Genomic DNA, 23567 nt, shown 5'->3' with positions numbered 1-23567 from the left:
CGGAGAGCGCGTGGGCGTGGTGAGGCTTGCCGTGCCGCATTCCATCCTTTACTGCTCTCAAATGTAACGACGCCGACCGGCACAGTAACGGTACAATCCATTCGATACTGTTCGGTACAGTTGGAGCCCGTCATGTCCGTCCCGCTCGCCCAGATTCCCGCCCCGCACGACACGGCCTCGCTGACGCTGGTCGAGCAGCTCGTCCAGTGGGCGCGCCGCCGTATCGAGGAGCGCGTGTTCCGCCCCGGCATGCGCATGCCGTCGATCCGCAAGCTCGCGCTCGACAAGGGCGTGTCGCGCTTCACCGTGGTCGAGGCGTATGAACGGCTGGTGGCGCAGGGTTTTCTGGAGTCGCGGCGCGGCTCCGGGTTCTATGTGCGCGAGCGGCTGGGCGCGTCGGCCAGCACCGAGATTCATCCGCTCACCGAGGCGGCGCCGGCGCCTGCCACGATCGACGTGGTCTGGCTGCTGCGCAACATGCTGCACACCGGCGCGCGGCCCGAGCGCAGTCCCGGCCTCGGCTATCTGCCGGCGCGCTGGCTCGACGGCGACCTGATCACCAATGCGCTGCGCACGCTCGGCCGGCAAAGCGGCGCGCAGATGCTCGGCATCGGCACGCCGCTGGGTTTCCTGCCGCTGCGCCAGCAATTGCAGACGCGGCTCGAGGAACTGGAGATCGGCGCATCGCCGGATCAGATCGTGATGGTGTCCGGCATCACGCAGGCCATCGACCTGATCTCGCGAATCTACGTCAAGCCGGGCGATGCCGTGATCGTCGGCGATCCGGCGTGGTTTCAGATGTTCGGGCGTTTCGCGTCGCAGGGGGCGCGGCTGGTCGGCATGCCGTATACGCCGGACGGCCCGGATCTCGACTCGCTCGAGTCGCTCGTGCAGACGTGGCGGCCGAAAATGCTGGTGATCAATTCGGTGCTGCAAAACCCGACCGGCACGTCACTCACAGCGGCCCAGGCGTTCCGCATTCTGCGTCTTGCCGAAGCGTACGATTTCATCGTCGTCGAGGATGATATTTATGGCGATCTATGTCCGCCGAGCTATCCGGGCACGCGCCTGGCGAGCCTCGACCAGTTGAAGCGCGTGATCTACCTCGGCAGTTTTTCGAAGACGCTCGCGCCGAATCTGCGGGTCGGTTTCGTCGCCTGCGCGCCTGAAGTGGCCACGGCGGTCAGCGACCAGAAGATGCTGGTCGGCATGACGAGCCCGGAACTGAACGAGCGTGTGCTGTACAAGATCCTGACCGAGGGCCACTACCGGCGGCATGTCGAACGGCTGCGTGTGCGGCTCGACGGCGTGCGCGAGAAATCCGTGCGGATGCTGGAGAAGACCGGCCTGAAGCTGTTCCTGACGCCCATGGCCGGCATGTTCCTGTGGGCCGACACGGGCGTCGACGCCGACGCGCTGGCGGCCGCCGGCCACGAGGCCGGTTTTCTGCTGACGCCCGGCAGCCTGTTTTCCCCGCAGCAGTCGTCGACCACCTGGATGCGCTTCAATATTTCCAACTGCGGCGATCCGGAGCTGGCAACCTTTTTGTGCCGTTATCTCGACAGCGTGGCGCGCCGCGCCTCTTGAAAGCGCGCCGGCTTGCCCCCAATTACGCGGACAATCCGGCGGCCGGCGCATCCGGCGGCCGGCGCTTCGGCCCAGCGGCGGCGGCCCACCGGCGTTCCGCCGGCGGCAAGCCGGCAGGCCGCAGCGAACGGCGCCGCGCCTGACTTGAACCCCCATTCGCAACAGAGAGGAAGTCCGACCATGGCACAAGAAACCATGAGCTTTCAGGCAGAAGTGAAACAGCTTCTGCACCTGATGATCCATTCGCTGTACAGCAACAAGGAAATTTTCCTGCGCGAGCTGATTTCGAACGCGTCCGACGCGGCCGACAAGCTGCGCTTCGAAGCGATCGAAAACAGCGCGTTGTACGAAAACGATCCGAACCTGCGGATTCGCGTGTCGTACGACAAGGCCGCGCGCACCATCACGCTCGACGACAACGGCATCGGCATGAGCCGCGACGAAGCGATCGCCAACCTCGGCACGATTGCGCGCTCGGGCACCAAGGAATTCTTCGGCAAGCTCTCCGGCGACCAGCAGAAAGACGCGGCGCTGATCGGCCAGTTCGGCGTGGGCTTCTATTCGGGCTTTATCGTCGCGGACAAGATCACGGTTGAAACGCGCCGCGGCGGTTTGCCGGCCTCGGAAGGCGTGCGCTGGGAAAGCGCGGGCGAGGGCGACTTCGCCGTCGAGCAGATCGAGCGCTCCGCGCGCGGCACGACCATCACGCTGCATCTGCGTGCGGATGAAGACGACCTGCTGTCGTCGCATCGTCTGAAGTCGATCATCCAGAAGTACTCCGACCACGTCGCGCTGCCGATCCTGATGCAGAAGGAAGAGTGGGACGCGGAAAAGAGCGAGATGGTCACCAAGGACGAGGACGAGACCGTCAATCAGGCCAGCGCGCTGTGGACCCGCGCAAAGAACGACATCACCGACGAACAGTACAAGCAGTTCTATCAACATCTCTCGCACGACCATCAGGATCCGCTCACGTGGACGCATAATCGCGTGGAAGGCCGCAGCGAGTACACGCAATTGCTGTACGTGCCGACCCACGCGCCGTTCGACATGTTCAACCGCGACTATCGCGGCGGCCTGAAGCTGTACGTGAAGCGCGTGTTCATCATGGACGACGCCGAGCAACTGCTGCCGGCGTATCTGCGCTTCGTGAAGGGCGTGGTCGATTCGGCGGATTTGCCGCTAAACGTGTCGCGCGAAATCCTGCAGGAAAGCCGCGACGTGAAGGCGATCCGCGAAGGCGTGACCAAGCGTTCGCTGTCGATGCTCGAAGAACTGGCCAACTCCGATAACGAGGCGGACAAGGAAAAGTACGCCGGTTTCTGGAAGGAATTCGGCCAGGTGCTGAAGGAAGGCATCGGCGAAGACTTTGCCAATCGCGAGCGGATCGCGAAGCTCGTGCGCTTTGCGTCGACGCATACGGACACGCCGGAGCAGACCGTGTCGCTGGCCGACTACGTTGCGCGTATGAAGCCCGAGCAGACCAAGATCTACTACGTGACCGCCGACACCTGGCAGGCCGCGACCCACAGCCCGCACCTCGAAGTGTTCCGCAAGAAGGGCGTGGAAGTGCTGCTGCTGACCGACCGCGTGGATGAGTGGATCCTGTCGTTCCTGAACGAATTCGAAGGCAAGCCGCTGCAAAGCGTGGCGCGCGGCGACCTCGATCTGGGCGCGCTGAACGACGAGGAAAAGCAGGCGCAGGAGAAGGTCGGCGAAGAGTTCAAGCCGCTCGTCGAGAAGATGAAGGAAGCGCTGAAGGACAAGGCCAAGGACGTGCGTCTCACGTTCCGCCTGACTGATTCGCCGTCTTGCCTCGTTGCCGACGACGGCGAAATGAGCGGCTATTTGCAACGCATGCTCAAGGCCGCGGGCCAGCAAGCGCCGTCGTTCCATCCGATTCTCGAAGTGAATCCGGAGCACGCGCTGGTGAAGGGCTTGCATGCGGACAGCGCGAACTTCGACGACTGGTGCCATCTGCTGTTCGATCAGGCATTGCTCGCCGAAGGCGGCGCGCTGGACGATCCGGCGAGCTTCGTGAAGCGCACCAATGCGCTGCTGCTGGCGCGCGCGAATTGAGCGTGGGTCGAGTTTGATTACGCGGCGTCTTACTGACGCCTGGAGTTGAAAGATGCGCTGCTTCGGCAGCGCATTTTTTTTGCCTGGTGCGGCGTGATGCGGCGTGACGGAGCGAAGCGCAGTTGACTCCGCTTCGGCCGCCTCAGGACGGGTGCTTAACGCGCGGGCACCGATTCATCCAGATGGCGCGCTTGCGAGAGCACGCAACCGGCCAACTCTTTTGCCTCGTGACACGAAGTGTGATCGGCCAGCACTTTCGCCGCGAGACTGCCGATGGCCTTGCTGGTCTGTTTCGACGTGTGGTGTTGCGCCAGCGCTGAGCCCGCCAGTTCTTTTTCCAGTTGCGCGACACCCGCGCGCCGTAGAACGACCGCAGCCAGATGAGCGATGCGGTCGGACGTTTCCTTCAATTTTTCAGTATTCAAACGTTGCTCCATGCTGTAGTTGATCAAACTGATCGACTAACGGGCGTTACTCGTAGTCGACTGAAATTAATTATGGTTAACTAACTAAATAGAATCAACGTCATTAAATTGAGATTGATTTATGAGATGTGAAAACGTGGTTTTGTCTTATGCTCGCGCGATTTTTATTCGGAGGCTTGAAGGATTATTTTCAATCTCTAGGCATTGAAATCACCAGGTCTTATTTTTGTGATTACGCCTTCGCGCATGACAACAACAACGCTCTGAACTCCCCATGTCCGATTCCGCCCTGGCAGTACCTCTCGATTCCGTTCATCTCCTGTGGTCGATCCTGCGCGAGCAAGGTTTCGATGCCGCCGCGCGTCGCGCGGTCGAATTCGCCGTGGCCGGCGCAACGCCGCAGTTGCACGCCGACTTGTGCGCGAGCGCGGGGCGTTTCGAAGAGGCGTATCACAGCGCGTCGCAGGCGCAAGCGTGCGCGAACGGAGCGCGCCATGCGCGGGTCGCGCTGTTCGCCGACGCGCTCGGCTACACCAGCGCCGCGCAGCGCAACAGCGAGCGCGCGGTGGCCGTGCAGCCGGTCGAGGCAACGATCGACTGGGTCGTGTGGTTGATCGAGACGTGCGGCGCGCAGTCGGCGGCCGCGCGGATCTTGCGTGCCTATGAGCGTCGAGCGCCGCAGGACGCGCGCGCGCCGTGGTGGTTGTCGATCGCGTTGGCGGCGCTGCCTGACACGAGCGCGCGGGACGAGCGTCGCGCCGCGTTGTTGCGGGCGTACGCGCTCGACCCCGCGGTCGATCCGGCGGTGCCGCTGCAACTCGTGCTGGCGTTACGCGAAGTGCGCGATTGGCCGATGGTCGAGCGTATCTGCCGCGAAAGGCTTGCGCGCAATCCCGCCGATGCGGAGATGGCGTGGCAACTCAGTCACGCGCAATGGCAGTGCAACGACGCGCCAGCGGCGGAGGCCACCATGCGCGCCGTGGACGCCGTCGCGCCGGGCAACGCGGACGTGCTGGCGGCCATCGGCATGTATCTGAACGAGCAGGCGCGCTACGAGGACAGCGAGGCGGCACTGCGTGCGGCGCTCGCGATCGATCCGTCGGCGGTGCAGGCAGCGGTCGATCTCGCGGACCTGGAACTACGGCGCGGCGATTGGTCGAGCGCGTGGCCGCGTTTCGAGGCGCGTCTTGCGCGCGAAGACCGCCAGCACAACAACATCGTCAGCGTGATGATGCGTTTGTGTCCGCGCTGGCATGGCGAAGCGCTCAGCGGCAAGACCCTGATCGTGCACAGCGAGCAGGGCAGCGGCGACGACATCCAGATGGTCCGCTTCGTTTCGTATCTGGCGGCACGTGTGCGTGACGAAGGCGGACGGCTGGTGCTCGCCGTGCGTCGCGCGTTGCAACCGCTGTTTGCGCGTTCCTACGCGGACTGCGTGTCGATCGAAGAAGGTCCGCTCGGCTCACCGGATTACGCTTTGCCGCTCATGAGCCTGCCACTCGTGCTCGGTCTGGAACCGGAGCAGGTCCGCGGCGCGCCTTACCTGCAGGCCGATGCGTCGAAGGTCGCGGCGTGGCGCGAACGGATCAGCGCGCACGCGCCCGATGCGATGTGGCACGTCGGTCTCGTGTGGTCGGGCAGCCCGACGCATCGGCGCGACGCCAAGCGATCGATTCCGCTCGCGGCACTGGCGCCGCTGCTGAGGCTACCGGATGTCGTATTCCATCCGCTCACGCCGGGACGCCACGCCGACGTGACGGCGCTGGCCGCGCAGGGTTTTCGTCTGTGCGATCTGACCGCCGATTACGAAGACGGCTTCGCCGATGTGGCGGCGCATCTCGCCGCACTAGACGCACTCGTGACTATCGACAGCGCACCGTTGCATCTCGGCGGCGCGTTAGGGCATCGCGTGTTCGCAATGCTCGATCACGTTTCGCATTGGTCGTGGGGCAACGAGGAGACGCAGCCCTGGTATGACTCGGTCGAACTGTTCCGACAGCCGCAGCCTGCCCAGTGGGCGCCGGTGGTCGAGCGCGTGGCCACGCGTCTGAAGACGATGATGGCGCCGGACCGGACAGCTTGAGCGGCGCAAGCCACCCCACGTTGAGCAACTCACGCAACTGATCGATGTCGATGCACGAACCCGAATTCCCACTCCATACCAGCGCCTCCAACGATGTCGGCGCGATCACCGCGCGTGCCGATGCCTGCTTCGCCGCGGGGCGCCATCGCGAAGCGATTGCCGGCTACGAGCGCGTTCTCGCCGAACAACCACGCAACGTGCACGCGCTCCATCGTCTCGGCCTCGCCTCATTTCGCGTCGAGCGGCCCGAACTTTCGCGCGAGTATCTCGATCAGGCATTGAACGTCGCGCCTGAGCGCGCGGATATCTGGGAGCATCGCGGCTTGATCGCCGCGCTGGGCGGCGAGCTGACGGCCGCCGAAGCGTTTTACCATCGCGCGATGGACCTGGATGGCGGCACTGCGAGCCTGCATCGGAATCTCGGCGATTGCCTGAAGCTTGCGAAGCGTCTCGTCGAAGCGCGCGGACACTACCACGAGGCGCTCGAACTCGAGCCGGCATTGCATCATGCCGTTCGCGCGCTCGCACAGATCAGTACGGAGCTCGAACGCTATCAGGACGCCGCGGATTACTGGCTGCATGCGTGGACGCTCGACTCGACGCATCTGACGGACGCGCTCGAACTAATTGCGGCGTTGTGGAGAGCACAGGGCGGTGCGGGGATCGACGGCGTGCTCGTCGAGCTGCGCGCTCGCTTCGCCGGCGACGCATCCGCGCTGCAACAGGTGGCCTTCGCATTGAACGGCGTGGAGCGTCTCAGGGATGCAATCAGCGTCGCCACCGAAGGCCTCGGCGTCGATCCGCACAACGGCTGGCTGCATCACAACGCGTCATTTGCGTTCAATATGCTGGGCGACTTTCCGGCCATGTATGCGCATGCCGTCGAAGCCGCGCGGCTGATGCCCGATCATCCGTCGATGCAGTTCAACCTCGCCGCGGCACAACTGCGCGCGGGCGACTACGAAAACGGCTGGAAGCAATACCGCTGGCATGAGGCGCTGCCGGAAAATCACGATCTGGTTCGCCCGCCATATCCGGAGTGGCAAGGCGAGCGGGTGACGGGCCGTCGCTTTCTGCTCGTCGGCGAGCAGGGGCTGGGCGATCAACTGCAGTTCTTGCGCATGGCCGAGTGGTTGCATCGCCGCGGCGCGCAGGTCGACGTCTGGGTCGAGGCTCCGCTGAGCGAAGTGGCGCGCAATGCGGCCGGCGTGCATGCTGCGTGGACCACCGCGCCGCCCGGACCGTACGACTACTGGTGCCGCATGCTCAGAATGCCGGAGCATATGAAGCTGGACCTGCCGATGCTGCCGCTCGCGACGTCCTATCTGCGAGCGGAACCGGCGCAGGTGCAACGTTGGCAGAACCGCCTCGATGCAATCTGTGCGGCCGATGCGCGCGGTCCGCTCGGAAAACGCGTCGGCATTGTCTGGGCCGGCAATCCGGCGTACAGGCTCGATCGCTATCGTTCGATTCCGTTACGCGAATGGCTGCCGGTTTTGCAGCAGACTGGCCTGCAATGGTTCGCGCTGCAAAAGGGCGAGGCACAGAACGAGGCGGTGGCGTGGCACGCGGATATCGGCATGCACAGGCTCGGGCCGGAGATCGGCACGTTCGCCGACACGCTGGCGATCCTGCAGTCGCTTGATCTGGTGATTACGGTGGACACGGCGGTTGCCCATCTGGCCGGCGCATGCGGCACGCCGGTCTGGGTGCTGGTGCCCACGTTTACCGACTGGCGCTGGATGACGGAGCGCGACGATAGCCCGTGGTATCCGTCGGCGCGTCTGTTCAGGCAGCGCGAGTTGGGGCGTTGGGATACGGTGCTCGACGAGGTCGCACGAGCATTGCGCGATTTTGTCGCTGATTGAAAACCGGGCGGGCTCACACGCGCCCGGGTTTTTATTTAGAGCTGGCCTGGAACTGGTGGCCGTCTACTTCTTTCCCATCAAGGTATCCGTCGTCTCGCCACGCACGACGATTTCGGTGCGACGATTCAGCGCGCGGCCTTCGGGCGTATCGTTGCTCGCCACCGGATTGTTGTACGCATTGCCCTTCGTGCGAATGCGGCTCGTCGGGATGCCGCGCGCCACCAGTGCGTAGCCCACCGCGGTCGCGCGCGCTTCGGACAGTTGCTGGTTATATTCGAGCGTGCCGACGTTGTCGGTGTAGCCTTCCACGACAATCGGTTTCTTGCTGCGCTTGAGCAGCACGGCCGAACGATCGATGACTGCGGCGGCGTCGCTGCGCACGTTGGATTTGTTGAAATCGAACAGGGCGGTTTCGGGCAGCTTGACCGCGACACCGCCGGCAACCGGCGCCACCTCGATACCAACGGCCTTGTTCAACGATGTCTCGGTATCGCGGTTCAGTTGCGCCGCGCAACCTGCCACCAGCAGGACAGAGATAGCGCATGTGGTGGTGCTCAGGATGTGCTTCATCTTCGTGTTTTCTCCTTGATTATTCGTTCACATGGCGCGCCATTCGATCGTCGGCGGCCGGCTTTGCAAAGCACGGAGGTTTTATCGCGCGACGCGAGCCGCGGAGAATCGGAACTATCTGAAATCGACGCGCCCGTGGAAGTGCTGCACGACCGCCGTCGTAGTCGATGGAATCTGCTGAAGGGAAAGGCCTGCACGCTGGCGAATGGTCCGACAGCCGCGCCGTTATAATCCGACACCATGTCTATCCGTTTCGATGCCGCCGACGCCCACTGGCGCGTCGCGCCCTTACCCGGCTTGAGCGCCGCCCAGAAAGACTGGCTGACCCGTGGTGGTTCACTGACCGCACATCTTCGTGCGCTCGGCGCGGTCGCGGTACGCGTGACGCGCGAAGGCGTCGCGTTGCCGTGGGCCGACGAGAGCGCCGCGCTCGGCCTTGCGCCGCGTGCGCCGGTCTGGGTTCGGGAAGTCGTGCTGTGCGTCGACGGCGTGCCGTTTGTCGCCGCGCATAGCATCGCGCCGCTCGCCGCGAGCGCGGGCGTGTGGCAGGCCATGCGGCGCTTGCGAATGCGACCGCTGGCGGAACTCCTGTATAGCGATAGCAGTGTGGCGCGTTCGTCGCTGGTGAGCCGCAGGTTGACCGCGCGGCATCCGCTCTATCACCTCGCGGCACATGAGGTCGACGGGCCCCCGCCGCATGCGCTGGTCGCGCGCCGCTCAGTGTTCGAGCGCCGCAGTGCGCCGCTGATGGTCACCGAGTGCATGTTGCCGGCGTTATGGACGCATCTGGCGACTCTGTCCGGCGCGAGCAAGTCGGATGAGTGGCTGGCGCATCCGCGGGTGCGCGAGCACGGCCGCCCGCTCGAGCACACCGCATCGCGCGCGCATCCCGCAACGCGTGCATCCGACGAACGGAGCCGCTGATGCTGCGCGGCTTTCCTCCCGTCGTCGCCGCGGACACGCATACGCTGATTCTCGGCAGCTTTCCCGGCGAGGCGTCGCTTGCCGCGACGCAGTACTACGCGCATCCACGCAACCAGTTCTGGCGCCTCATCGGCACGGTGCTCGACGAACCGCTCGCCGAACTCAGCTACGAAGAGCGTCTGCGCCGCGTGCTCGCGCACGGCATCGGCGTGTGGGACGTGCTTGCCGCCTGTACGCGCGAAGGCAGTCTCGACGCGGCGATCCGCAATGCCAGCCCCAATGATTTCGCTTCGTTGCGCGCCCACGCGCCGAAGCTCGCGAAAGTCTGCTTCAACGGCAAGACGGCGGGCCGTTTCGCGCCGGTAATCGGCGCGGCGGGCTACGTCACCCTGGTATTGCCTTCGTCGAGTCCGGCGAATGCTATGCTCTCGTTCGACCAAAAATTGCGTCTTTGGCGCGACATCCTTACATGACGAAATTGATCAAGCGCGCTTCGGCTGAAGCGCGTGCCTTCCGCAACCGCGACGCTGACGTCGCCGGCGGTAAACAAAAAACGCAAAAAACGCAGAAAAAGCAGAACGCCGCGCGCAACAAACAGCGCGTTTCGCACGACGACGATCTGCACGATGCGCCGCAAATCGAAGCGCCGCGCAAGCCGCGTTTCGCGCCGGTGACGTTCTCGGAAGAGGGCGGCGTGCGCTTCCTGCATTTCGGCACGGAGTGGGTGCAAGGCGCAATGCGTCTGCGCAAGCCGGATCACATCGAACTCGAATACGCGCAGCAGATGATGGCCTGGCTGCTCTTCATCGAAACGCCCAAGCGCATCGTCCAGCTCGGTCTGGGCGCCGCGGCGTTGACCAAGTTCGCGCACCGTTTCCTGAAACGCGCGAAGGTCGAGGCGGTGGAAGTGAACCCGGCGGTCGTGGTGGCCGCGCGCACGATGTTCGAATTGCCGCACGACGACGCCCGTCTGACGGTGCACGAAACCGACGCATGGGACTTCGTCAACGACCGCGCCAACCACGGCACGATCGGCGCGCTGCAGATCGACGTCTATGACGCGACGGCGCGCGGTCCGGTGCTCGACAGCGTCGGCTTCTATCGCGCGGTGCGCGCGTGCCTGACCGACGCGGGCGTGGTGACGGTGAACCTGTTCGGCGATCACCCGAGCTTCGTGCGCAATATGAAGCGTTTGAACGAAGCCTTCGACGGCCGCGTGGTCGCGCTGCCGGAAGTGCACGACGGCAACCGCATCGCGATCGCGTTTTCGGGTCCGGCGCTCGAGGTGCCGTTCACGGCGCTGCAGGCGCGCGCCAAGTTGATCGAAGCGGAACTCGGTCTGCCAGCGCGCAAGTGGATCAAGGGTCTGCAGGAATCGACCGGACAGACCGGCGTCTCGTTCTCGGTCTGATTGCGACGACCTGGGCGGTCGGGCCGCGCAAGCCGGTCCGATCCAAAGCAGTGCATGGACTGAACACCGCCGTCGGTGTGCCGCTCGCCGTTGCGCCCACGCGACGCTCGCCGCCGTCATCCATCGCGTATTGAACAGCCGGTCCTCTTCCTCGCGAAGCGGGCCGGCCTGTCAGACCCAAGCCACGCGGCCTTACGCGCCCCGCTGCAGCGCTTCAAATAGGCCCGTCGAAACAGCGTCCCACTGGCCCCTGAAAGCACGCTCGTGCTGGGGTCGTCCCTGCTTGACCGCGCGTTCGCCGCTCCTATACTCTTTCGAAGCTTTCGGGGCGCCCGTGGCCATCCGCTATGGGATCCACCTCCCGTCAAACACGGGCCGACATTTCAATAATAGGGAAGAGGAGACGTCATGGCTCACGACGCCGACGCGAACAAGGCCAGCAAGCACTGGCTCTGGTTGCTGCTGTTGCCCTGGATCGCGATGATCTGGGTGCCGTCATATAACAAGGTCGAACCGGTGCTGTTCGACTTTCCGTTCTTCTACTGGTATCAGCTCCTGTGGGTGCTGATCAGCGCAGTCATCACGGCGCTCGTGTACTTCAAGACCAAGACGCGCTCCAGCGGCCGTCCGCAGGGGGGCGCACGATAATGAACGCCATTGCAACTTTCGTCTTCGTTCTGTTTTTCATCGGCGTCACGATTCTCGGCTTTATCGCGGCTCACTGGCGGCGCGGCGATCTCGCGCATCTGGAAGAGTGGGGCCTCGGCGGGCGGCGCTTCGGCACCATCGTCACGTGGTTCCTGCTGGGCGGCGACCTGTACACCGCGTACACCTTCATCGCCGTGCCGGCGCTGGTGTTCGGTGCGGGCGCAACCGGTTTCTTCGCGTTGCCGTACACGATCCTGATCTATCCGTTCGCGTTCGTGGTGTTCCCGAAACTGTGGAGCATCGCCAAACGTCAGGGCTACGTCACATCGGCGGACTTCGTTTCGGCGCGCTATGGCAGCCGTATGCTCGCTCTGGCGATCGCCGTGACCGGCATCGTCGCGACCATGCCGTACATCGCGCTGCAACTGGTCGGTATCGAAGTGGTGATCGGCGCGCTCGGTTTCGACACCAAGGGCTTCGTCGGCGATCTGCCGCTGATCATCGCGTTCGCGATCCTGGCGGCCTACACGTACACCTCGGGTCTGCGCGCGCCGGCCATGATCGCGGTGGTCAAGGACGTGCTGATCTACATCACGATCTTCGCCGCGATCATCGTGATTCCGCCGCAACTGGGCGGCTTCGGCCACATCTTCAGCGTGGTGCCGCCGGCCAAGCTGCTGCTCAAAGCGCCGGACGTCTCGAGCCTGAACGGCTACAGCGCGTACGCGACGCTCGCGGTGGGTTCGGCGCTCGCGCTGTTCCTGTACCCGCACTCGATCACGGCGGTGCTGTCGTCGAAGTCGGGTAACACGATCCGCCGCAATATGGCGATGCTGCCGGCTTATTCGCTGGTGCTCGGCCTGCTCGCGCTGCTCGGCTACATGGCGCTTGCCTCGGGTGTGAAGGACATGCCGGAGTTTGCGCCGTACTTCAAGGCGTTCGGCCCGAACTTCGCGGTGCCGGCGCTGTTCCTGCATTACTTCCCGTCGTGGTTCGTCGGCGTGGCGTTCGCGGCGATCGGCATCGGCGCACTGGTGCCGGCGGCGATCATGTCGATCGCGGCCGCGAACCTGTACACGCGCAACATCCACAAGGAGTTCGTCAATCGCAACATGACGCATGAGCAGGAGACCAATGTCGCAAAGCTGGTCTCGCTGATCGTCAAGGTCGGCGCGGTGGCGTTCATTCTCGGCCTGCCGCTCACGTACGCGATCCAGTTGCAGCTGCTCGGCGGTATCTGGATCATCCAGACGTTGCCGGCGATCGTGCTGGGTCTGTACACGCGCGTGCTCGACTATCGCGGCCTGCTGATCGGCTGGGCGGTCGGCATCGCAACCGGCACGTGGATGGCGATTTCGCTGAAGCTGGCCGGCTCGATCTTCACGATCCACCTGTTCGGCATGGCGATTCCGGGCTATGCCGCGGTGTGGTCGCTGATCGTAAACCTGGTGGTGGCGGTGGTGGTGAGCCTGCTGGTGCGCGCGGCCGGCATGCAGCGCGCCGAAGACCGCACCCGTCCGGAGGACTATCTGGACGTGGTCGAAAGCTGATCACGCCTGCTTGATGTCGTGCCGCTTCACGGGGTTCGACAAACTGAAAACCGCAACGCCCGCACACGAAAGTGTGCGGGCGTTTGTCTTGCCGCCGTTTGTCCTAATGAGGCACTCCAGGGCAGGATAGCGGAACCGTCCTTCACCGCATCGAGCGCGCCGCCATGGCTTCTGCCGATTCCCACACCGTGATTCCACGCCGCTCGGCCCTTAGCCGGATGGTTCGCGCGGTTACGTCGCCTTACTACCGCTATCGCCACGCCAAGGTGCTGCACAGTATGCGCGTCGGGCTGGCCATGCTGGTTTCGATTCTGGCGACCACCGGGATCGACATTCCTCACGGCATCTGGTCGTCGGTCACTTTGCTGGTGGTGATCGGCGGCTTGCAGCATCACGGCAATATCCGCAAGAAGGCAGCCGAACGGGCGGCGGGCACGTTGCTCGGGGCGTCGATCGGGCTTTCGCTGATCGTGTTGCAGAACCTCACCGGGTCGGCGCCGCTCACCTATGTGTTGATGTCGATCGTCGCGGGCATCTGCGCGTGGTTCGCGATCGGCTCGTCAGGCTATATCGGGCTGTTGACGGCGATCACCATGTGCATCGTCGCGGGTCACGGCGACAATCTGATCGACGTCGGCCTGTGGCGCACGCTGAACGTGCTGATCGGCATTGTGATCGCGCTGGCGTTTTCGTTCGCGCTGCCGCTGCATGCCACCTATTCGTGGCGCTACGGGCTCGCGACGAATCTGCGCGAATGCGCGCGCGTCTACACGCGGCTGCTGGAAGGCGAGACGATCAGCGAGGAAGAGCAGGTCAAGCGCTTTCTGGCGATCAACAAGCGGCTCGTGCAATTGCGCTCGCTGATGCCTTCGGTGGCGAAGGAAATCGACGTGCCGCAGTCGAAGCTCGAAGAGATTCAGCGGCTGCACCGCTCGGTGCTCAGTTCGCTGGAGCTGCTCGCCACGGGTCCGCTGATGCACGCCGACGCCACGGCGCGCGCCGCGTACGCCGAGCAATGCGGCGTGGAGGTGCGCACCGTGCGCTCGATTCTGCTGGCGATGGCGCGCGGCCTGCGCTTTGGCCGGGCGACACACTTCGGCATTCCGGCCGCATCGCCGCTCGCGCAGAGGCACGGCGACGCGGCGCTCAAGCTGCCGACCGAATTTCAGGGGCCGTATTGGCTCGGACAGCGGCTTGCCGAACAAGTGGACCGGCTGCGCGAGTTGTTGCTGGAAACCGAGCCGAACTGGAACATCGAACGGCATTCAAGGACTTTGCTGAAGGCTTAGGTGCGGCTGCGACCCTCAACGCTCAGCCCTCCGGCACCGTCACCATCCACATGAGACCGAAGCGATCGACCACCATCCCGAAGCCCTTGCTCCAGAAAGTCGGCTGAAACGGCAGCGTCACCTGGCCGCCGTCGGCGAGCGCATTGAAGTACTTTTCGGCGGAGGCGGCGTCGTCGGCGGTGAGTGACAGGCTGAAGCCGTTCATCGTAGCCGAGGGATCGCAATGTCCGTCGGATGCCATCCAGTCGGTCGAACCCATCCGCACGTTAGCGTGCATGATCTTTTCTTCGAGACCCGGCCGCGGCTGGTTTTGCGGATCGGGCGGCGCCTCCTTGTAGCGCATCTTGAAGGTCACCTGAGCGCCGAGTTTCGCGCAGTAATAGTCGAGCGCTTCTTCGCAGCGCCCGTTAAAAAATACGTAAGGTTGAACCAGCATGATCGTCTCCGGAAAGGGTGAGCAGCGCGATATCCCCGCAACAAGCAACGCAAGAGTCCTAGGGTTGAAGAAGTACCGCGACGGCGCGCGCAGCGCCGCCGGAAGAATGAGTGCCTTGTCACGAGCGCACAATGCGCGAGGGCACCGATTCCAGATGCACCACTACCGTGGCTACGCGGGGAGCCCGCTTAAGGGTTGGCGGTGTAAAGCGGCTTTCTTTGCCTACTTTCTTTGCCGTGGCAAAGAAAGTAGGTGCCGCCCCGCACAGGGGCAACGCTAATAGACCACCGTGAATCGCCCTTGCAGAAGATTCTAGTCGCCCGTCAGGCGTTACTTGTGACTATATGTCGTAGGCGCGGCGGTCCATGACGCGGGTCAAACGCAACCACAACCGCCGAAGGTCGGTAAACGGCACACGGCCCGGAACCGTGAAGTCCAAGGCCGTGTGTTTTGCGCGCCAGCCAAGCGGCGCGAGCAAAGCTTAACGCAACGCTTCGATCAGCTTTTCCAGCTTGACCGCGTCCGCAGCGAAGGCGCGAATCCCTTCGGCGAGCTTTTCAGTTGCCATGGCTTCGTCATTGACGAGGAAACGGAACGACGCTTCGTCGACCGGCACGCGTTCGATATCCGCACCTTTGGCGATATCCGGCGACAGCTTGCGCTCCACCTTATCGGTGCTGTCCTGCAGCTTTTGCAGCAAATCCGGGCTGATGGTCAGCAGGTCGCAGCCGGCCAGTTCCAGAATCTGACCCGGTGTGCGGAAGCTCGCGCCCATCACCTCGGTCTTGTAGCCAAACTTCTTGTAGTACGCGTAAATGCGGCGCACCGATTTGACGCCCGGGTCGTTGGCGCCGCCGTCTTTCGCTTCGTCCCACGCGCTGCCGGCATTCTTTTTGTACCAGTCGTAAATCCGGCCGACGAACGGCGAGATCAGTTGCGCGCCCGCTTCGGCGCAGGCGGCCGCCTGGGCGAGCGAGAACAGCAGCGTCATGTTGCAGTGGATGCCTTCCTTCTGCAGCACTTCCGCCGCGCGGACGCCTTCCCAAGTGGAAGCCAGCTTGATCAGCACGCGTTCGCGGCCTATGCCGTGCTCCTTGTACAGTGAGATCAGTTCGCGGCCCTTGGCGATCGAGGCTTGCGTGTCGAACGAGAGGCGCGCGTCCACTTCCGTCGACACGCGGCCCGGAATGATCTTGAGAATTTCGGTGCCGAAGGCGATCAGCAACTGGTCGATGATCGCGCCGACCGGCTTCGACGCGTGCGCCTTCACGGTCTTTTCGAGCAGCGGCTTGTAGTCGTCTTTCTGCACCGCTTTCAGAATCAGCGACGGATTGGTGGTCGCGTCCTGCGGCTTGTACTGGGCAAGCTGCTGGAAGTCGCCGGTATCGGCCACGACGGTGGTGTATTGCTTGAGTTGATCGAGTGCGGTTGTCATGTTCGAGCCTTCAGGGCGCGTGCGCGCCGTGGTTCAGGAGAAATGAGGTTGCCACCGGCCTGAAACGCTAACCAGATCCGGCGGCCGCGGGTCACGCTGCAACGCTGCCCGCCATCTTGCCGGGGAATTTTGACGGAAAGCGCTGCCGGATGCTTCTATTCTATGGCGGATCGGCTGATGCGGTATTGACAGTTGCCCACGGCGATCCGTTCACGCGGATTTCAGGCGGCATTTTCCGCCGACCGATCCGGCGCTGACCGATTCCGCCGAGCGCTTTTTGCCGACTGATCAGGCGCGCCGCGCGTTCAACACCACTTGCGTCAGCACGCCCGCCACCAGCCCCCAGAAAGCCGAGCCGATGGACAGCAAAGTCAGCCCGGACGCGGTCACCATGAACGTGACCAGCGCCGCCTCGCGCTGCTTCAGGTCCTGCATGGCGTTGGCGAGGCCGCTCATGATCGAGCCGAACAGCGCCAGCGCCGCGACGGAGACCACCAGCGCCTTCGGCAAGGCCGCGAACAGCGCGGCGATGGTCGCGCCGAAAACCCCGGCGATCAGGTAGAAGATGCCGCACCATACCGCCGCCATATAGCGCTTGTTGCGGTTTTCGTGCGCTTCGGGGCCGGTGCAGATCGCCGCGGTGATTGCCGCAAGATTGATGCCGTGCGAGCCGAACGGCGCGAGCAGCAGCGAGGCGATGCCGGTGGTCGAAATCAGCGGCGCCGAGGGTGTGGTGTAGCCGTCCGCGCGCAGCACGGCGATGCCCGGCACGTTCTGCGACGCCATCGCGACGACGAAAAGCGGAATCCCGATGCTGACGCTGGCCGCCACCGAAAACACCGGCATCGTGAACACCGGATGCGCCAGCGCGACGTGGAAGCGGCTGAAGTCGAGCAGCCCGAGCCCGCCGGCGGCCGCCGTGCCGACGATCAGCGTCGTGACGATCGCATAGCGCGGAGCGATCCGTTTGACGATCAGGTAGGTGAAGAACATGGTCAGCACGAGCGCGGTCTGGAACTGCGCGGCGCGGAAAATCTCGATGCCGATCTCGAACAGGATGCCCGCCAGCAAGGCCGAGGCGATGCCCGCCGGAATCTTCTTCATCAGCGTATCAAACCAGCCGGTCAGGCCGACCAGCGTGAGCAGCAGCGCGCAGACGATAAACGCGCCGATCGCCTCTCCATAAGCCACGTGCGGCAGCGACGACACCAGCAGCGCCGCGCCGGGCGTCGACCAGGCGATCACGATCGGCGCGCGAAACCGCAGCGAAAGGCCGATCGTGCAGACGGCCATGCCGATCGACAAGGCCCAGATCCACGACGAAATCTGCGCGTCGCTCAGATGCGCGGCCTGGCCTGCCTGGAACATCAGCACGAGCGAACTGGTGTAGCCCGTCATCATCGCGACGAAACCGGCGACGATGGCGGACAGCGAAGTGTCGGCGAAAGGGTTGAGGCGCCCGGGCGGAGTGACGGCAGGGGACAAATCGGGCGTGGAAGACGGACTCATGCAGATGCTTTCTTATCGTTGAAGGTAAAACTCGAGCGGACTATTTGCTCAGCGTGCGCATGGCGGTCTCGAGGCCGGCGAGCGTGAGCGGATACATGCGGTGGCCGAGCACCTCGCGGATCGCGCTGACCGACTGCCGGTACGCCCACAGGCCTTCCGGTTCGGGATTGAGCCACGCGTGGTGCGGGAAATGATCGGCGAGCCGGCGCAGCCATACCGCGCCGGCTTCGGCGTTGTTGTACTCCACCGAGCCGCCCGGCTGCAGCACTTCGTACGGGCTCATCGTCGCGTCGCCGACGAAGATCAGTTTGTAGTCGGACGTGAATTTGTGCAGCACATCCCACGTCGGCATGCGCTCGGCGTGACGGCGGCGGTTGTTCTTCCACAGGAAGTCGTACACGCAGTTGTGGAAATAGTAGAACTCCAGGTGCTTGAACTCGGCTTTGGCGGCGGAGAACAGCTCTTCGGTGCGCTTGATGTGATCGTCCATCGAGCCGCCCACGTCGAGCAGCATCAGCACTTTCACCTTGTTGTGCCGCTCAGGCACCATCTTCAGGTCGAGCCAGCCGGCGTTCGCGGCGGTGCTGCGGATCGTGTCGGGCAGGTCGAGTTCTTCGGCGGCGCCCTCGCGGGCGAAACGGCGCAGGCGGCGCAGCGCGATCTTGATGTTGCGCGTGCCGATTTCGACCTGATCGTCGTAATCGCGATAGGCGCGTGCTTCCCAGACCTTGACGGCGGTGCGGTTGCCCGCCGCGTCGCCGCCGATGCGCACGCCTTCCGGGTTGTAGCCGCCATTGCCGAACGGCGACGTGCCGCCGGTGCCGATCCACTTGTTGCCGCCTTCGTGGCGCTCCTTCTGTTCGTCGAACAGTTCCTTCAGGCGCTCCATGAGCTTGTCGAGGCCGCCCATCGCTTCGATCTGCGCTTTTTCTTCCGGCGACAGATCGCGTTGCAGCTTCTTCTTCAGCCAGTCGAGCGGGACGTCGAAGGCGAGCTCCGAGGCTTGCGCGACGCCTTTGAAATACGCGCCGAACGCCTGGTCGAACTTATCGAAGTACTGCTCGTCCTTGACCAGCGTGATGCGCGCGAGATAGTAGAACTCGTCGAGTGACGGCGCGATCACGTTGGCTTTGAGCGCCTCGAGCAGCGTCAGGTATTCCTTCACCGACACCGGCAGTTTGGCGGCGCGCAGCGAGTAGAAGAAGTCGATCAGCATGCTGGGTCCTCTGCGGCGGCGGCGGGTGGTCGGGGCGCCGCGCGCTTCAATGGCGGCTTGGCGGCCGGTCGGCGACCATCCGGCGCTCAATCAACGATCAATCAACGATGGTTCAACGGTTGTTGCGGTTCATGAAGATCAGCCGCTCGAACAGATTCACGTCCTGCTCGTTCTTCAGCAGCGCGCCGTGCAGCGGCGGAATGATCTGCTTCTGGTCGGACGAGCGCAGCGCTTCCGGAGGAATGTCTTCGGCGAGCAGCAGCTTGAGCCAGTCGAGCAGTTCCGAGGTGGACGGCTTTTTCTTCAATCCGGCGACGTTGCGCAGTTCGAAAAAGCTCTGCATGGCGGCCGCGAGCAGTTCCTTCTTGATGCCCGGATAGTGCACCTCGACGATCTGCTGCATGGTGACCGGATCGGGGAACTTGATGTAATGGAAGAAGCAGCGGCGCAGGAACGCGTCGGGCAGCTCCTTCTCGTTGTTCGACGTGATGATCACGAGCGGGCGCTGTTTCGCGCGGATCAGCTCGTGCGTCTCGTACACGTAGAACTCCATGCGGTCGAGTTCGCGCAGCAGGTCGTTGGGGAATTCGATGTCGGCCTTGTCGATCTCGTCGATCAGCAGCACCGTTTGCTCCTCCGACTCGAACGCCTGCCACAGCACGCCCTTGACGATGTAGTTGCCGATGTCCTTGACGCGTTCGTCGCCGAGTTGCGAATCTCGCAGGCGCGACACCGCGTCGTACTCGTACAGACCCTGCTGCGCCTTGGTGGTGGACTTGATGTGCCACTGCAAAAGCGGCATGCCGAGCGCGGCGGCGACCTCTTCGGCGAGCATGGTTTTGCCCGTGCCGGGTTCGCCCTTGATCAGCAACGGGCGCTTGAGCGTCATCGCGGCGTTGACCGCGAGCTTGAGGTCGTCGGTGGCGACGTACTGCGATGAGCCTTCGAAACGCATGGCGAGATGCTCTTTTTCGGGAAAAACCCAGTATAAGTCAGAAGGCCTGTTGGCCTGAAACCGCCTCGCGTAAGGTGTCACCCGCGGTGCCGTAGCGCGAAGCCAGTGCGCACGCGGCGCCGGCGAGCGGCCCGAACGTTCGCCCGGCGGGCCTGGTGGGCGGGCGCGGCGGGCGAGAGCGGGCTGAATGCGGTGTCGAACCGGGCGAGCGGCCGGCATGCGGCGGTGGCCGCCATGCCTTGCGGATCGGGCGCGGCGGAGCAAACCGGCGCTAGCCGTGGCTTTGCGGTGGCCGGATGCGCCGCGGCCCCGCGCGGTGGACGTTCGGCGCGGCGTCGCGGTACAATTAGCCCGATTTTTTTGGCCTGCGTGGCTCCCTATAAGAATAACGGCGCGGGCCGTTGCCTTTTTGGTCGCCCGTTTCCCCTCAAGCCAGGTTACATGCTATGAATAAATTCGTTGGCAAACACGTCGTGATCGCAGCGCTGTCGGTGCTCGCGGGCTATACGGCCGGTGCGCAGGCAGCGGATGTCGTCGGCAACGCGAAGGCGGGCCAAGGCAAGGTCGCGATGTGTATTGGCTGCCACGGCATCCCTGAATACCGCACGGCTTACCCTGAGGTCTACCGCGTGCCGATGCTCGGCGGGCAGAACCAGGCGTACCTCGAGAACGCCCTGCATGGCTACAAGAAGGGCGACCGCCATTTCGAAACAATGCGCGCCATCACCGCGTCGCTGTCGGATCAGGACATCGCCGACATCGCAGCCTACTACGCAGCGCAAAATTCCTCTTCGAAGAGCAATCCCGACAAGTGACCGGCGGCTTGTCCATCCAGTCACTCGGTAAATAAATTCGCGGGATAGGAGAATTCATGAATAAGCCCCAACAGGCACTCCACACGGTGTTCAAGGCTGCATGCGCGTCGGCGGCAGTGATCGGTCTGGTTGCAGCGAACGTCGCGCACGCCGCCGACGCCGGCAACGGCAAGGTGCTGTCCGACAGCCACAACTGCGCGGCTTGCCACGGCGTGAACCTGAACAAGCCGGTGAGCCCGGAGTATCCGAAGCTCGCGGGTCAGCATTCTGATTACGTCTACTGGGCGCTGCGCCAATACCAGATGGGCAACGGCAACCCGCACCTCGGTCGCAACAACCCGATCATGCAGGCGCAGGTGCAAAGCCTGTCGCAAAGCGACATGAAAGACATTGCCGCTTATGTCGAATCGCTGAACGGCGATCTGGTGCAGAAGAAGTAAGCGCGGCGCATAAGTCTTCGCGCTGCTTTCGGATTGAAAGACACCCCGCTTCGGCGGGGTGTCGTGCTTTTGGGCGCTCGGTTCCGGCTGGCGGATGTGCCAGCTTCAGTCGCGCGTGGCGCGCCGCTCGATGCGCTGCAGGTATGCGTCCGTGTCGGGCGGCGTGCCGGTGCGCTGCGCTTCCCAGATGGTTTCGCCAAGGCAGTCCATGATGGCGTGCTGCGCCTCGTGGGTCGAGCCGAGGCGTGCGGCAAGGCGTTCGTGCGCCGCGCGAATGCCGGGCGGCTGGTCGATCGACAGCTGTTCGGTGATCGCCAGATGCATAGATAGATGCAGGAACGGGTTGGTCTGGCCGCGTTCGGGCGAGTAGTCCTGTGCCTGGGCGGCGTCGCCGTCGGTCAGGTCGGCGTGATATTCGGGATGCTCGACGATCCAGTCGGCGGCGATCGCCTCCAGCGGCGTCAGAATCTCGCCTTTGCGCTGCTTGCGCCAGGTGTCGGTGAAGAAGAGACGGACTTCGTCGCGGCTGGGATTGAACATCGTGAGACCGGTGCGTTGAGTGGGGCGTGTGACGTGAGCCTGTAAAGCGTCAGCCTGTGAAGCGGACGAGGCAGGGCGTCATTTTACGCCGGGGCGCCGCGGGCTGCTGGCGGCGCTTTGGCGTTGAATGAGGTGTCGGTTCCGCCTACAGATCCGGTGGCGGTGTTTTCGGCCGGAACTCGCACAGCGGCTCGATCACGCAATGCCAGCATTCAGGCCGGCGCGCCTTGCATACATAACGGCCGTGCAGGATCAACCAGTGGTGCGCGTCCTGCTTGAACTCGGCGGGCGTGAATTTCTCCAGCGTCGCTTCGACCGCGCGAACGTCCTTGCCGGGCGCAAGACCGGTTCGATTCGCAACCCGAAAGATGTGCGTGTCGACCGCGATGGTCGGGTGACCGAACGCGGTGTTCAGAATCACATTGGCCGTTTTCCGGCCGACACCCGGCAGGCTTTCGAGCGCTTCGCGATCCTCTGGCACTTCGCCGCCGTACTGGTCGAGCAGAATGCGGCAGGTCGCAATGACGTTCTTCGCCTTGGTGCGATAGAGGCCGATGGTCTTGATGTAGCCGGTCACGCCTTCTTCGCCGAGATCGAAAACTTTCTGCGGCGTGTTCGCGACCGGGAACATCTTGCGCATGGCCTTGTTGACCGACACGTCGGTGGCCTGCGCCGACAGCAGCACGGCGATCAGCAGTTCGAACGGAGTGGTGTACTCGAGTTCGGTTGTCGGATGAGGCGTGAGACTCTGAAACGTCTCGTAGATGGCGCGGCGTTTGTTCGCGTTCATGCTGGGCGTGACGGTGCGGTTAGTGCTTATCGGACGGTGTATCGGGGTTGTCCGCGGCGAGGCCGAGACGGCGGCGGCGTGCTTCGGCGGCATCGATCTGCGCCTGCACGTCCGCGCTCACACGTTCGGTGTTCAGCGGGCCCTGGCCTTTGGCGGCCAGTTCCTCTTTCTTCTTGCGAGCACGGTCGAGCGCGGCCTGGATGATCGCGCGTTTCTTTGCTTCGGCGTCGTCCGCGGCGGGCGCGGCCGATGGCGCCGCAACGTTGGCTTGCGTTGTTTCGGTAACCTGAGCAGCGGCAGCGCTGCCGGCCCGCCGCGCTGCAGCACGTGCTTCGGCAGCCTCGCGCTCGCGGGCGAGACGCGCTTCGCGCCGGTCATGGCGCGCGCGCGCGGCGTCGGCCTGCGCCTGGCTCCACGCGTCCCAACCGGTCGCTTCGCCGGTGACCGGCGGCAAGGCAATGCAGTCGACGGGGCAGGGCGGCACACACAAATCGCAACCGGTGCAGAGTTCGGCGATCACCGTATGCATCTGTTTCGGTGCGCCAACTATTGCATCGACCGGACAGGCCTGCATGCACAACGTGCAGCCAATGCAAACTTGTTCGTCGATAACCGCCAACGGACGCGGCCGTTCGACGCCGTTGGCGGAATTGAGCGGAATCACGGGCTTGCCGAGCAAAGCGGCAAGCCGTGCGATGCCTTCGGCGCCGCCCGGCGGGCATTGATTGTAGTTGGCCTCACCGCTTGCAACGGCTTCGGCATAGGGGCGGCATGCGGGGTAACCGCACTTGGTGCATTGCGTCTGGGGGAGCAGATCTTCGATGCGGTCTGCGAGTGTTTTGGTATCTGTCACGGTCACGACGTGGGGCTTTGGCTTGCGGCCGCACAGCTTGAACTAAATAGCACATTATCGCCGATTTCCCCAATTGCCATCCGCAATCCATGTGCCATAATCGAAGCGCTTTTTTCGAAAGACCGCAGAAGGGTATTCCCCCAA

Annotated in this window: 22 protein-coding genes; 12 read left to right on the top strand and 10 right to left on the bottom strand. The window is 63.8% G+C overall.

What is annotated here, in order from left to right:
- The first annotated feature begins 132 nt into the window (after positions 1-132).
- Entirely contained in the window at positions 133-1587 is a 1455-nt protein-coding gene (locus P0D80_RS25420; protein ID WP_408287342.1) for an aminotransferase-like domain-containing protein, read from the top strand.
- Positions 1588-1767: 180 nt separating this feature from the next.
- Positions 1768-3666 (top strand): molecular chaperone HtpG, encoded by a 1899-nt coding sequence (htpG, locus tag P0D80_RS25415; RefSeq protein WP_408287339.1) that lies wholly within the window; start codon positions 1768-1770, stop codon positions 3664-3666.
- 155 nt (positions 3667-3821) lie between these two features.
- Here htpG and P0D80_RS25410 read toward each other — a convergent pair whose 3' ends face one another.
- Entirely contained in the window at positions 3822-4103 is a 282-nt protein-coding gene (locus P0D80_RS25410; protein ID WP_408287336.1) for a hypothetical protein, read from the bottom strand.
- Positions 4104-4365: 262 nt separating this feature from the next.
- On the opposite strand from P0D80_RS25410, the gene P0D80_RS25405 reads away from it, so the two are divergent.
- On the top strand, positions 4366-6174 hold the full coding sequence (locus tag P0D80_RS25405; RefSeq protein ID WP_408287333.1) for a tetratricopeptide repeat protein: 1809 nt from the start codon (positions 4366-4368) through the stop codon (positions 6172-6174).
- A gap of 44 nt (positions 6175-6218) precedes the next feature.
- A complete protein-coding gene (locus P0D80_RS25400; protein WP_408287330.1) occupies positions 6219-8042 on the top strand; it encodes a tetratricopeptide repeat protein in 1824 nt (607 codons plus the stop codon).
- Positions 8043-8105: 63 nt separating this feature from the next.
- On the opposite strand, the gene P0D80_RS25395 is transcribed toward P0D80_RS25400, so the two are convergent.
- Positions 8106-8612 carry an OmpA family protein gene (locus P0D80_RS25395; RefSeq protein WP_408287327.1) on the bottom strand — a complete coding sequence of 169 codons (507 nt, stop codon included), beginning with the start codon at positions 8610-8612 and terminating at the stop codon, positions 8106-8108.
- 240 nt (positions 8613-8852) lie between these two features.
- Here P0D80_RS25395 and P0D80_RS25390 point away from each other — a divergent pair, with 240 nt between their 5' ends.
- The 6 genes from P0D80_RS25390 to P0D80_RS25365 all read left to right on the top strand — a co-directional run bounded on the left by P0D80_RS25390 (position 8853) and on the right by P0D80_RS25365 (position 14434).
- A complete protein-coding gene (locus P0D80_RS25390) occupies positions 8853-9536 on the top strand; it encodes a chorismate--pyruvate lyase family protein (protein ID WP_408177967.1) in 684 nt (227 codons plus the stop codon).
- Complete coding sequence (locus P0D80_RS25385) at positions 9536-10009, top strand: DNA-deoxyinosine glycosylase (protein ID WP_132375388.1); 474 nt, start codon at positions 9536-9538, stop codon at positions 10007-10009. Before P0D80_RS25390 ends, P0D80_RS25385 begins: the two co-directional genes overlap by 1 nt.
- Positions 10006-10947, top strand: coding sequence for a class I SAM-dependent methyltransferase (locus tag P0D80_RS25380; RefSeq protein WP_408177968.1), 942 nt, complete (start codon positions 10006-10008; stop codon positions 10945-10947). The genes P0D80_RS25385 and P0D80_RS25380 overlap by 4 nt, the downstream gene beginning before the upstream one ends.
- A 408-nt stretch (positions 10948-11355) precedes the next feature.
- A complete protein-coding gene (locus tag P0D80_RS25375) occupies positions 11356-11595 on the top strand; it encodes a DUF3311 domain-containing protein (RefSeq protein WP_132375386.1) in 240 nt (79 codons plus the stop codon).
- Positions 11595-13145: a monocarboxylate uptake permease MctP gene (mctP, locus tag P0D80_RS25370; RefSeq protein WP_132375385.1), complete on the top strand. Its 1551-nt coding sequence runs from the start codon at positions 11595-11597 to the stop codon at positions 13143-13145. Before P0D80_RS25375 ends, mctP begins: the two co-directional genes overlap by 1 nt.
- A 164-nt stretch (positions 13146-13309) precedes the next feature.
- Positions 13310-14434 (top strand): FUSC family protein, encoded by a 1125-nt coding sequence (locus P0D80_RS25365; protein ID WP_408177969.1) that lies wholly within the window; start codon positions 13310-13312, stop codon positions 14432-14434.
- A 22-nt stretch (positions 14435-14456) separates the two neighbouring features.
- Here P0D80_RS25365 and P0D80_RS25360 read toward each other — a convergent pair whose 3' ends face one another.
- The 5 genes from P0D80_RS25360 to P0D80_RS25340 form a co-directional block, all read right to left on the bottom strand.
- Positions 14457-14870, bottom strand: coding sequence for a VOC family protein (locus tag P0D80_RS25360; protein WP_132375383.1), 414 nt, complete (start codon positions 14868-14870; stop codon positions 14457-14459).
- A gap of 481 nt (positions 14871-15351) precedes the next feature.
- The gene (gene tal / locus P0D80_RS25355) at positions 15352-16305 is read right to left on the bottom strand and encodes a transaldolase (RefSeq protein ID WP_132375382.1); all 954 of its coding nucleotides are present in this window, start codon (positions 16303-16305) and stop codon (positions 15352-15354) included.
- Between the two features lie 288 nt (positions 16306-16593).
- Positions 16594-17814 (bottom strand): benzoate/H(+) symporter BenE family transporter, encoded by a 1221-nt coding sequence (locus tag P0D80_RS25350; RefSeq protein WP_408287320.1) that lies wholly within the window; start codon positions 17812-17814, stop codon positions 16594-16596.
- A 40-nt stretch (positions 17815-17854) separates the two neighbouring features.
- A complete protein-coding gene (locus P0D80_RS25345; protein WP_132375380.1) occupies positions 17855-19030 on the bottom strand; it encodes a vWA domain-containing protein in 1176 nt (391 codons plus the stop codon).
- A 112-nt stretch (positions 19031-19142) separates the two neighbouring features.
- Positions 19143-19985 (bottom strand): AAA family ATPase, encoded by an 843-nt coding sequence (locus P0D80_RS25340; protein ID WP_132375379.1) that lies wholly within the window; start codon positions 19983-19985, stop codon positions 19143-19145.
- A 446-nt stretch (positions 19986-20431) separates the two neighbouring features.
- Between P0D80_RS25340 and P0D80_RS25335 the strand changes: the two genes are divergently transcribed.
- Together P0D80_RS25335 and P0D80_RS25330 are read left to right on the top strand one after the other, a co-directional pair.
- A complete protein-coding gene (locus tag P0D80_RS25335) occupies positions 20432-20800 on the top strand; it encodes a c-type cytochrome (RefSeq protein ID WP_132375378.1) in 369 nt (122 codons plus the stop codon).
- Positions 20801-20856: 56 nt separating this feature from the next.
- Positions 20857-21240 (top strand): c-type cytochrome, encoded by a 384-nt coding sequence (locus tag P0D80_RS25330; protein ID WP_132375377.1) that lies wholly within the window; start codon positions 20857-20859, stop codon positions 21238-21240.
- A gap of 105 nt (positions 21241-21345) precedes the next feature.
- On the opposite strand, the gene P0D80_RS25325 is transcribed toward P0D80_RS25330, so the two are convergent.
- From P0D80_RS25325 to rsxB, 3 genes are all read right to left on the bottom strand, one after another.
- Positions 21346-21780 (bottom strand): DUF1841 family protein, encoded by a 435-nt coding sequence (locus P0D80_RS25325; RefSeq protein WP_012432270.1) that lies wholly within the window; start codon positions 21778-21780, stop codon positions 21346-21348.
- Between the two features lie 145 nt (positions 21781-21925).
- Positions 21926-22570: an endonuclease III gene (gene nth / locus P0D80_RS25320; RefSeq protein ID WP_408287315.1), complete on the bottom strand. Its 645-nt coding sequence runs from the start codon at positions 22568-22570 to the stop codon at positions 21926-21928.
- 19 nt (positions 22571-22589) lie between these two features.
- Entirely contained in the window at positions 22590-23423 is an 834-nt protein-coding gene (gene rsxB / locus P0D80_RS25315) for an electron transport complex subunit RsxB (RefSeq protein WP_408287312.1), read from the bottom strand.
- Positions 23424-23567: the final 144 nt, after the last annotated feature.

The organism is Paraburkholderia sp. RL17-373-BIF-A (genome assembly GCF_046030175.1).
Classification (GTDB): domain Bacteria; phylum Pseudomonadota; class Gammaproteobacteria; order Burkholderiales; family Burkholderiaceae; genus Paraburkholderia.
The sequence above is the reverse complement of the archived record's forward strand: the minus strand, read 5'-3'. Positions and strand labels throughout refer to the sequence as shown.